17 protein-coding genes are annotated in these 9558 nt (G+C 41.1%); 8 read left to right on the top strand and 9 right to left on the bottom strand.

The window, feature by feature from the left end:
• Position 1: 1 nt before the first annotated feature.
• Entirely contained in the window at positions 2-88 is an 87-nt protein-coding gene (locus M3205_RS26000) for an IS3 family transposase (RefSeq protein ID WP_396105258.1), read from the top strand.
• Between the two features lie 514 nt (positions 89-602).
• Here M3205_RS26000 and M3205_RS24385 read toward each other — a convergent pair.
• The gene (locus M3205_RS24385) at positions 603-899 is read right to left on the bottom strand and encodes a hypothetical protein (RefSeq protein WP_251172244.1); all 297 of its coding nucleotides are present in this window, start codon (positions 897-899) and stop codon (positions 603-605) included.
• 157 nt (positions 900-1056) lie between these two features.
• Here M3205_RS24385 and M3205_RS24380 point away from each other — a divergent pair, with 157 nt between their 5' ends.
• The gene (locus M3205_RS24380; RefSeq protein WP_251172243.1) at positions 1057-1440 is read left to right on the top strand and encodes a VOC family protein; all 384 of its coding nucleotides are present in this window, start codon (positions 1057-1059) and stop codon (positions 1438-1440) included.
• Between the two features lie 100 nt (positions 1441-1540).
• Here M3205_RS24380 and M3205_RS24375 read toward each other — a convergent pair whose 3' ends face one another.
• Together M3205_RS24375 and M3205_RS24370 are read right to left on the bottom strand one after the other, a co-directional pair.
• Positions 1541-1882 carry a n-acetylglutamate synthase gene (locus M3205_RS24375; RefSeq protein WP_251172242.1) on the bottom strand — a complete coding sequence of 114 codons (342 nt, stop codon included), beginning with the start codon at positions 1880-1882 and terminating at the stop codon, positions 1541-1543.
• A gap of 27 nt (positions 1883-1909) precedes the next feature.
• A complete protein-coding gene (locus M3205_RS24370; RefSeq protein ID WP_251172241.1) occupies positions 1910-2452 on the bottom strand; it encodes a GNAT family N-acetyltransferase in 543 nt (180 codons plus the stop codon).
• 135 nt (positions 2453-2587) lie between these two features.
• On the opposite strand from M3205_RS24370, the gene M3205_RS24365 reads away from it, so the two are divergent.
• On the top strand, positions 2588-3997 hold the full coding sequence (locus tag M3205_RS24365; protein ID WP_251172240.1) for a vWA domain-containing protein: 1410 nt from the start codon (positions 2588-2590) through the stop codon (positions 3995-3997).
• 47 nt (positions 3998-4044) lie between these two features.
• Here the strand turns inward: M3205_RS24365 and M3205_RS24360 are convergent, their stop codons facing one another.
• The 5 genes from M3205_RS24360 to M3205_RS24340 form a co-directional block, all read right to left on the bottom strand.
• Positions 4045-4230, bottom strand: a complete 186-nt coding sequence (locus M3205_RS24360) for a hypothetical protein (protein WP_251172239.1) — start codon at positions 4228-4230, stop codon at positions 4045-4047.
• A 7-nt stretch (positions 4231-4237) separates the two neighbouring features.
• Positions 4238-4435 (bottom strand): transcription initiation factor TFIIIB, encoded by a 198-nt coding sequence (locus M3205_RS24355; protein WP_251172238.1) that lies wholly within the window; start codon positions 4433-4435, stop codon positions 4238-4240.
• A 69-nt stretch (positions 4436-4504) separates the two neighbouring features.
• Positions 4505-5014, bottom strand: a complete 510-nt coding sequence (locus M3205_RS24350; RefSeq protein WP_251172237.1) for a hypothetical protein — start codon at positions 5012-5014, stop codon at positions 4505-4507.
• Entirely contained in the window at positions 5011-5427 is a 417-nt protein-coding gene (locus M3205_RS24345) for a hypothetical protein (RefSeq protein WP_251172236.1), read from the bottom strand. Before M3205_RS24345 ends, M3205_RS24350 begins: the two co-directional genes overlap by 4 nt.
• Before the next feature lie 377 nt (positions 5428-5804).
• Complete coding sequence (locus M3205_RS24340) at positions 5805-6767, bottom strand: LacI family DNA-binding transcriptional regulator (protein WP_251172235.1); 963 nt, start codon at positions 6765-6767, stop codon at positions 5805-5807.
• Positions 6768-6856: 89 nt separating this feature from the next.
• On the opposite strand from M3205_RS24340, the gene M3205_RS24335 reads away from it, so the two are divergent.
• From M3205_RS24335 to M3205_RS24325, 3 genes are all read left to right on the top strand, one after another.
• Positions 6857-7021, top strand: coding sequence for a hypothetical protein (locus tag M3205_RS24335; RefSeq protein WP_251172234.1), 165 nt, complete (start codon positions 6857-6859; stop codon positions 7019-7021).
• Between the two features lie 79 nt (positions 7022-7100).
• A complete protein-coding gene (locus M3205_RS24330) occupies positions 7101-7343 on the top strand; it encodes a DUF2164 domain-containing protein (protein WP_095245245.1) in 243 nt (80 codons plus the stop codon).
• Between the two features lie 169 nt (positions 7344-7512).
• Positions 7513-8001: a J domain-containing protein gene (locus M3205_RS24325; protein ID WP_251172233.1), complete on the top strand. Its 489-nt coding sequence runs from the start codon at positions 7513-7515 to the stop codon at positions 7999-8001.
• Here M3205_RS24325 and M3205_RS24320 read toward each other — a convergent pair.
• Positions 7998-8507, bottom strand: coding sequence for a GNAT family N-acetyltransferase (locus M3205_RS24320; RefSeq protein WP_251172232.1), 510 nt, complete (start codon positions 8505-8507; stop codon positions 7998-8000). The genes M3205_RS24325 and M3205_RS24320 overlap by 4 nt on opposite strands.
• A gap of 148 nt (positions 8508-8655) precedes the next feature.
• On the opposite strand from M3205_RS24320, the gene M3205_RS24315 reads away from it, so the two are divergent.
• Together M3205_RS24315 and M3205_RS24310 are read left to right on the top strand one after the other, a co-directional pair.
• Positions 8656-9138: an MFS transporter gene (locus M3205_RS24315; RefSeq protein WP_251172231.1), complete on the top strand. Its 483-nt coding sequence runs from the start codon at positions 8656-8658 to the stop codon at positions 9136-9138.
• A gap of 86 nt (positions 9139-9224) precedes the next feature.
• The gene (locus M3205_RS24310) at positions 9225-9407 is read left to right on the top strand and encodes a hypothetical protein (protein ID WP_251172230.1); all 183 of its coding nucleotides are present in this window, start codon (positions 9225-9227) and stop codon (positions 9405-9407) included.
• Positions 9408-9558: the final 151 nt, after the last annotated feature.

The following is a 9558-nucleotide window of genomic DNA, read 5'->3' as shown; positions in this document are numbered from 1 at the left end:
GATCGAGGAATATAACCAGCATCGTTATCAATGGGGCTTAAATAAAATGACCCCGGTGCAATACCGGGGTCATTTACTAGCCGCATAGGCGCTTTTTAAACTGTCCGTAAATCGGGGCACAGTTCATCTTCCCAAGCGTCTTTCTTTAGAACCACAGTCTCTTATGATAGTCATAATCAAAGGTATCGAAATTCTCTTCCCCTTCTATATTGGGGGCACACTCTTCACAAGGTCCTTCCTGCTGGTCATGTTCACATTGCTCCATTAAAAGTTCCACCTGAACGCATCCCCCTTTCCTATCTGATACTTCAATTATAAATGAAAGCGTTTACAGATGTCTTGTACAATTTGTTGGAAAATCGTTAAAAAGTGCCTATCCAATGGCACATTTTAACGTCAAAATCAGACATCTCTGTCGCATTTTAGCCTTTATAACCACTTATAATAGTTATACCATAGACAGGATTCGAGCAATCAAAGGATTGGCGAATTGTGGCATAGCACCGCTTCTGAGCTTCCAGTTTGGACATCAACCCGCATAAGAATTTAAGATGTTCTTTCCCTTTGCCTATGAGTTCCCCAAAAATCATGATAGAAATAGATCAATTCTTATTTCCTCCTTCACCAGTCTCCCGAAAGGCAAGTATTTGTGTCTTTAAGGAAGAAAACACTCCTGCTGCAGCATTTCCATAAAAAAAGCCCATAAAAATGCCAGCCCACAGATTATTCCTGTGTGCAAAGAATACCGATATGATGAGTCCAAGAAGATTAGCCATCCCTGGAACATACGGCTTCGGAATTTTAAAGAGCACCTTGCCCAGCTGGGTCAGCAGGACCACTAATGGCACTGCAATAATGGCATCCCAGAAGTTCGTATGAATGATTGGAAATGCCTCCAAATTACCACCTCTGCAATCTTATTTTCCTGCTACTATCTATATTGCTCCATTCAGATGTTTTTAATTAACAAAAAATGGCTGCACCCAGGCAGCCAAAAAAGGGATTCCCCACTATATGGAGAATATGTAAAATAAATACAACGAAAGCGGTGAGTTGATGAATTCAATTGCTTCCCCGATCGCAGGCAAAGTGAACAATGTGTTTATTCATGTGAAGGACCTGAAAAAATCGGCTGAATGGTATAGCAATCTCCTTGGACTGCCATTTAATATGGATGATGTGGAATCGCCGGTATACAACATTCCGGTCACCTCTAAAACCGGACTTACACTGGATGACCACACCTTTGATCCATCCTTCAAATGGACTCCCTCCGGTCATGTTTTATTTAATTTCTTTGCACAGGATATCGATGAGGCCTACGCCTTTGTTAAAAATCAGGGTGCCACGATTGTGAGAAAAATTGAACGTATTGGAGATTTTGCTTATTTCAATTTTCAGGACCTGGATGGCAATGTATTGATGATCTGCAATTGCTAATGAAAGAATCTGTGGCTAGATGGCCATGGAAAATCAGGGGCATCGTGCCGGCAGAGCATGGAGCTGTATGCGGAGGGATAGTTCCCTCCGGCTGGCACCCTTACTCTTTTACTTCCTCGATAATCGAATGGCCTTCGGTTCCTTCAGCATCCTGCCACTGCCATTTTTCATGCAGCCTGATGCGGCCGTCCGCTAATATTTCAGGAGTGGATAGGCATTTTCCGCCGCGCAGCTGATTTTTGTTATTCACATGGTTATATCTAAATTCCAAACATCCGTCTTCATTGACAATACCAATCAGCGTCCCCTGAATGATCTCTCCCCCGCCATAAGCAGCAGAAATGATATTCCCTTCCTGTTTATAATGAAATAAGGTTTTTGATGAGACTTCACCATTATCTGTATTTTGCATAGAAACAAAGGTACGGCCATTGTAGTTCATTAAAATATCCTCCTGGTATGTATCGATCTATAAATCCCCTTTTAAAATGGAGTACATATACAAATCATCAAATTTTCCATTGGTATATTCATAATGTCTAAGCAGTCCTTCTCGCGTAAAGCCTTGCCTTTCAACCAGCTTCTGCGATGAGAGGTTTTTTGGCTCGATCAAGGCTTCTACCCTTTCAAGCCCAAGGTGTTCAAATCCGAATTTCAATACTCTCTCAAGGGCTTCATTCGCTATACCTTTTCCCCACTGCTCCCTGCTAAGTTCATATCCGACTTCACTTCGGTAATGTTTCGGATTCCTGTTCAGGAAACCACAGCTCCCTATGACTTTCCCTGAATCCTTTAAGGTGATGCCCCAGCGAATGCCTGTGCCATTTTTATAAATGGATTTATACCATTCTATTTCTCCAAGCACCTCTTCGGGCGTTTCACAGGCTGAGATTCCCATATGCTTCACAACCAGCTGATCTGACAGGTATACAAACATATCTTTTGCATCTTCTTCAGTTGCCTCTCTTAAAATTAATCTTTCTGTTTCAAGAATCGGAAATGCTTTTTCCAAGGGACTGCCTCCTCTACATGATAACTACCTTCAACTATACCAAATTGCTGAAAAAAATCCTATCTTCTGGAAATTACAGCTTTATCCATGTTACACTCTATAACTAGTAAACATTAAACAAAGAGGAGAATTTCTGTGAAACAATATGGTCTATGGCTGCTGTCTGCCGGATTGATTCTTTCCGCCTGCAGTAATGATAAAGAGAAAACAGCTGCTGATTCACCTGTTAAAGAAGAGCAAAAGAAGGAAGAAAAGCATGAAAGCATTTTAGCAGAGTCCAAGAATATTAGTTTAGAGGTCTCTGAAGAAACCTTGTTAAATTTGCCGCCTGGAACATTAATGAATGACCTTACATACGAAAAAGACATTGAACCCATTGATGTTTCACCGGTAACGGATCCTGAACTATTACGGGAGATGACTCCGAAACTGGAAGTACTGACGAAGGAAGCCAAAGATACAGACTCTATTAAAAAAGGGCTAATTTCCCTGCTGGCGAGTCCATATTATAAGGACATCATTGAAAAGTCCAATGCCTACCAGCCGAATTTTGAAGAACCTTACCTTCCGGATCCCACCAAGTCAGAACCAGCAGAAGAAGAAAAAAAGGCAACAGAACAGGCGATTATTCTCCTGGATGCCAGTTCAAGCATGCTGCAGCAGGCAGACGGTAAAATGAAAATGGATATTGCCAAAAGTGCAGTTAAGAGTTTCGCCCAGACTATTGGCCAAAGCAGTGATGTATCGCTTGTGGTATACGGTCATAAAGGCTCAGAGGCAGACGGGGATAAAAAAATTTCCTGCTCTGGTGTGGAGGAAATTTATCCGATGAGCAAATATTCCAAGAAGGAATTTCACGAAGCTGTTGATTCATTTGAAAGCAAAGGTTGGACGCCCCTTGCCGGCGCCATTCAAAAAGCAGCAGAAATGAGCGGTGGCTATGACGGCTCCACCACGATCTACATTGTCAGCGACGGTGCCGAAACATGTGACGGCGACCCCGTCCTGGCAAGCAAAAACCTTGTGAAAAGCAACAGCAGCAATACTGTAAATATCATTGGGTTTGATGTAGACGGCAAGACTGAAGATCAATTAAAAGCAGTAGCCGAAGCCGGCAACGGGGAGTATTTTAAAGCAGACAATCCCGACGATCTGAAAGACACCATTCAATATGAGTGGCTTCCGTCTGCCGGCAATCTCGCATGGGCTTTTACAATGGCACCCAGCCCATGGGAGATGATAGATGAGTATAAAATCGGTGAAGTTTATCCCCTCCAATTATTTACAGTCGGGAGGCGTGAAGCAAATCGAATCCTGGATGCCGTCACCATTATGGGAGATAACGGCTGGATTACGGATGAGCAGCGATCCGAACTACGTGAATGGGGCTATGACCGCAGCAGCCAAATGAAGGATCTGTATATGAAGCTTCATGAAAAAAACCGGAATACAGCTGAAACGGAAAGTGCTGAAATTAAACAGAGAGTAGACGAATGGGTTGAAAAAATGAAGTCTCTAAAGAAAGAACGCGGGGATGTTTGGTGACAAAATGGTTAAGAATGCTCCGGGCGAAATGCTCTGAGCATTCTTTTTTACTCTTTAGGTATGAAAATAAAATTCCTCTTCAGCTCGGTCTCATTTATGGAGATCCGGTACGATAAATCCTTTGTCCGCAGTACATATTCTTTAATGCCAATAAATTCTGATTCGGCAATCAAGTAACAGTGCGTACCCTTTTTTAATCCTTTAAAATGATTCTTTAACTTAAATTTTTTCATGATGCTCCTACATTCTTTTTTTAAACTTCTCAGGCTTTTTAACATACCCTTCGATGATGAAACCACAGCTGGTGCATATAAAGTATTCAATATCAGAACCGAGACTCATCTTATCCACAGGAAGCATGACCCCATGGCCTGAATGCTTCCCTTTTCCCAGCTCATTTGATCCGCACTTTGGACATGTTGCTGCTTTCATATTCATTTTCCTTTCCGCTTCTTTTAATAAGTCATACGTTTGGAAGCAGAAAAAGTTTCATGAAAACATAGCTGCCTATTCAGCTGCAGTAAGTGATTCCTTTGATTTGAGCACCTGAATATAAACGCCTGTCAGTGTCTGAGTCAGCAAAAATATGGGGAAAGAATGAAAGAGCTTATACTCTTTTTGCAGGGTAATAATATCTGCTGCCGTTAATATCCATTGAAAAAAAACACCAAATAATGCCCAGCCCAATACATAAATAATGAATGTATTTTTGCTGATGTTCAGTTTTTCATAAAGGTAAAAAAAGAAATAGCCAAATGGGGCGAATAAGAAATAGTAAAAAATATCTGTTACTTCATAATTGTTTAAATCATTAACCTTATAAAAATCGGTTCTGCCTCCGCCTATTGTGAAATCATAAAGTATCCCGATGGCCATGCCCCATAGCAAACTCAGCACTCTAATCTGCTTCGCCAGCCTGTCAGGCCTTCTGATAAGGAGATAGTAAACAAGGTAGGCAGCAGCAATCATAAGCAAAAGATAAAGCTCGTTGTCGCCAAATTCCTTCCACAATTTCATGCTTCATTCACCCCTCTTGTTTTAAGCTGTCCAAAATACTTCAGTAAAAATTGAACCACTAAATGCAGGAGGAATAAATAGATGATTTCATAAACAATATTCCAGTTCTTAAATTCCACAATTTCAAAATGCTTGGCAATCAATACTTCTGAAGCAAGAACTGCAACGGAAACCGCCACTTTAATCAACTTTGAACCCAGCGAAGGCGATGTCCTTACTAAATTTAATGTGATCGCTAATGTGATTGGAAGCGTTATGCTTCTATGTATTAAAAAGGCGGAATTGTTTAAGATTTGCTGAGAAATATCCGCCATATTCAATTCTTCATAAACAATCCACGTATAATTAATATGAATGACCATTGCTGCTAAATAAACAAAGGTATTTTCAATAAACGTCAGCTTCTTATTCATTGAAGTAAAGAACATTATAACCAGCCAGGCCAAAAAAATTAAAAGTACGAACCCCATATAATATCAGCCCCAGATTTTTTTGTTAGTATTGGCGAGGGGAGGGATAATTATTCTGTCGTAGCTTTCTTTTGCTGTATAATTGGGGCTGGGTTCTGACTCAAACACCGTGATTTATGCTTTCTGTGTCCGAAGGTGGGCCACGTTCTGTCACAAACACTCCATTTTCTGCTTTTTGTGTCCGAAGGAGGGCCATGTTCTGTCACTAACCACCTTTTCCGCTTTCTGTGTCCGAAGGTGATCCAGGTTCTGTCACAAACACTCCATTTTCCGCTTTCCATGTCCAAGCCACTCCTCTTCCAACACCAGAGCCTGCCACCCTATACAGTCTCCCGTTCAATCAGCTTCACCGATATCTCCTGGTGAGAATTGCTTTCCCTATCAATCGCTTGAAGCAGCAGCTTTTTTCCCATTTCGACCAGCGGGATTTCAAGTGTGGTGATGTGCATGATTTTGGCAATCGGCTGGTTATCAAATCCCATAATAGCGAGATCGACAGGGATTCGAATTCCTTTTTCCCTGCAGGATGTGACAATTCCGGCAGCAGCAAAATCACTAGTTACCAGCAGGGCTGTTGGAGGATGATCCATTTTCAATAACCGCTGAACCACTTCTTCGCCATGCTCAAAATTCAGACATTCATAAAAAACATAGTCCTCACTATTAGACTCTCCAATCCGCCTAACAAAATCTGCGTAGGCCTTTCCGCGCTGCCTGCTGTTGGCGCCGGCTCTTCTTCCAATGCAATACCCAATTTTCCGATGCCCTTTATTATGTAAATACTCTAAAGCATTAGTGAACGTCATGTAATGGTCGATAAAGGTTGAAGATACATTCTGATTCCTTGCATCTTCACACAGGACAATGGGACCATACTCAGTAAACTGGCTAATGACCTCCCAAGCGCAGATTCTTGAACAAATGATTAAGGAATCAATTTGCTTATGCTGCAGCATTTTGAGAGCCTCGATTTCCCTCTTTTCCTCGTAATTGGTCTGAAAAAGTACCAGTTTATAGTTGTTTTTCATGGCTTCATTGGCAATCCCTTCTAACAGCAGACCGAAATAAGGATGATTGGTAAAAGGAACAACCACTCCAATTAGAAGGGTCTCCCCCTTGCTCAAATGAACAGCATTTATATTCCGCTGATAATTGAATTCCTCCATCGCCTGCAGGACCGCTTCCCGCTTATCCTCCCTCACATAGGGATGATTATTGAGCACCCTCGACACACTTGTAACCGACACTCCTGCCCTTTTAGCGATATCTTTAATATTTGCCATAAACCCACCTGTTTTTTTTACGTTTTTTCTTGCTATGAAATGCGTTTCATAAATTAAGCTTTTCTTAACAACTAAAGGAGGTTTCCTTCATGTTCATTCTATCAGGGATTTTTTTTCTTGTTTTAATATGCAGCTCAATTCTTGCCTTGGCATCTATTCCTATTTCCCTCTATCCAAAAAAGAAGGCAATTAGGAACACTCATGTAAAAGATTACTACAGCTCTTTATTTGATGTCTACGGGGATGAGGCATAACAGTCAAAAACTCACGCTCCCATTTTATGAACTTTCCGTGTATAGTAGCATGTATCCCAACCCGAAAGGAAGGCATGGTGTGTTTATTAAAATTACAAAAGAGCAACAGCAAAAGATGATAGAGGATATCCAGATTTACTTTTCAGAGGAGAGAGATGAAGATCTTTCTGAGTTCGCTGCAGAAAGAGTACTGGATTTTGTTAAGGAGTCTTTGGCGCCGCATTTCTACAATGCAGCAATTGCTGATGTAAAGCATGTGGTGGAACAGCAATATGCATCAATGGAGGATGAAATCCTGACGCTTGAGCGTCCGATAAAGTAGAGTTCAGTAAAAGAATCACCTATACATGGGTGATTCTTTTGCATTTAGCAGAAACAATCATGTAAATAAACTTTAATACTATGTCATCACCCTGTTATATTTCTGAAAGTGATCAGTGATATGATTATTTTAACTGCTATATAGATTTTATAGAGAGCGAGCAAGTAAAGTGAACATAACTGATGCTGTAGCACAATTGCATAAATCTGGAATAAAGACGAATAACGAGGACGTTGAGCGCTGGATCGAAGAAGGAAAAATAAAAGCGGAACGCAGCGCGAGGAGACAAGTCAGCTACTCAATAAAGATGAAGGATCTCGCTGATTTCATCATCCGTGAAAAAGAAGTGCTGTATCGCCAAAAGCTTGAAGGAGTCCTGCTTCAGGTTAAAGACCTGAAAGGGCAAATCGAAATCCTCAATACACGGGTCCAAATAGAGGAATCAAAAGTGAAATCATTGAAGAAAATGATTCAGGCACAAAAACTGATTGCCGAAGAAGAAATTAAGCCTGCGAAGCTTTTGGACCTGAAGCCTGATGAGGATCAGCAAGTTGTCAGAAAAGAATTCAAAAAGTTATTAAAAGCCCTCCATCCTGACCGCGGTGGAGATGAAAGACTTTTCAAGGTGTTTAATGAACATTATAAAAACATGTTTTAACCTTTGAAAACCGAGTATACATACATCTTCTTTCCCGCTCTATGTATTGTTTTTTCCTTTCTCATTCCTGCTTTCTCTGCAACACGGATAGATGCAAGATTTTGGACATTAATAATAGAAACCAGCTTTCTGTAGTTTAAACTGGTAAACCCGTACTCTTTACAGGCTAATGCCGCTTCAGTGGCGTAGCCTTTTCCCCATTCACGCCTTGCAAATAAGTAGCCGATCTCCATTTCCGTAACTCCGCCCGTATCCTGCGGGGTAATTCCGCACTGCCCTAAAAACCTGCCTGAAGTTTTCTCTTCTGCAATCCAAAGGCCGACACCATATGTGCGATAATTACGCAGTGTCCAGCTGATCCAATCTTCAGCCTCCTCTTTTGTTTTTGTGGAGCGATAAAATCTCATGGCCTCCGGGTCAGAAAAGATTTCCATCAAATAGGGCAAATCAGTTCTTCTCATTTTTCTTAGAATTAATCTGTCTGTTTTTATAACTTGAGCAGCCATCGACAGTCCCCTTCCATTATCACTTAAAAATTTTTGCAATCTACTATTTCTACAGCGTATTTTTTTAACATTAACCTGAAATTTCGCATTTCTAATTAAATTCAAAATCTTTTAAATAAAACTATCTTTGAAAACCAGGGAGACACACATGAACCGCAAAATTCTTCTGCATGTAAAAGCTTTTTCTGATCTCGGTACTTTCATGGACTTGATTGCCATTAATGTGCTAATGTATGTGGCCATCGGAAGTTCTGCCTGGCTTGCTGCCACAATGGCCTTCAGGACACTCGGCGGCGTGTTATCCAGCCTTTTCTCAGGCGTTCTCGCCGACCGGTATGACAGGCGGAAAATTATGATTTGGACGGATGTTTTCAGGGCCGTTATCATTCTATGCTTAATTCCATTTCCAAATCCCATCATGATTCTCATTGTCTGCTTCTTTATTGGTTTGACCTCCAGCTTTTTTGCGGTAAGCTACAGCGCAGAAATTCCGCATATTTTTGGGCAGGATAAAGTGCTGGAGACAAATGCATTGATATCAAGACTAACGTCTGTCAGTCTGGTGCTTGGTTTTATCGGTGCTGGAATCATCACTGATTTCCTTGGCTATGAGGTCACTTTTAATCCTTGATGCCGCAACCTACGTCATTTCGGCACTTGTTTTGGTGAGAATGAAGTGGCAATCCTCTGAGCCAGGCTGGAAGGAGGGAATAAGCAATGCTTTTAAAATCATTGGGCTTTGCCCTAGGATTTGTTGCCGCGCCAATTATACTGGAAGTTTTATCATTGGCTAAAATGGTATGGGTTTTCCATGGATCCTTAATATCTGCAACCATTGTCGTCCTCATTTTTGCTGCAGGGATGCAGAAAAAAGGACAGAAAATAAGTCATAGTGCATAAAAAACAGCCCAGTTCTCAACTGGGCTCAGACTGTCGACAAACTCGATGAAAATCGTACTTGTCGGGAGTCTTTTTTGATTTAAAATAGAAGTAATACAATGCTTGAGGTGATTAATATGCTTTCTAAACATAATCCAATTCAACGGGATCA

This window comes from Cytobacillus firmus (genome assembly GCF_023715565.1).
Classification (GTDB): domain Bacteria; phylum Bacillota; class Bacilli; order Bacillales; family Cytobacillaceae; genus Cytobacillus; species Cytobacillus firmus_C.
Note: the sequence above shows the minus strand (reverse complement) of the source record. Positions and strands in the feature narration are given on the sequence as shown.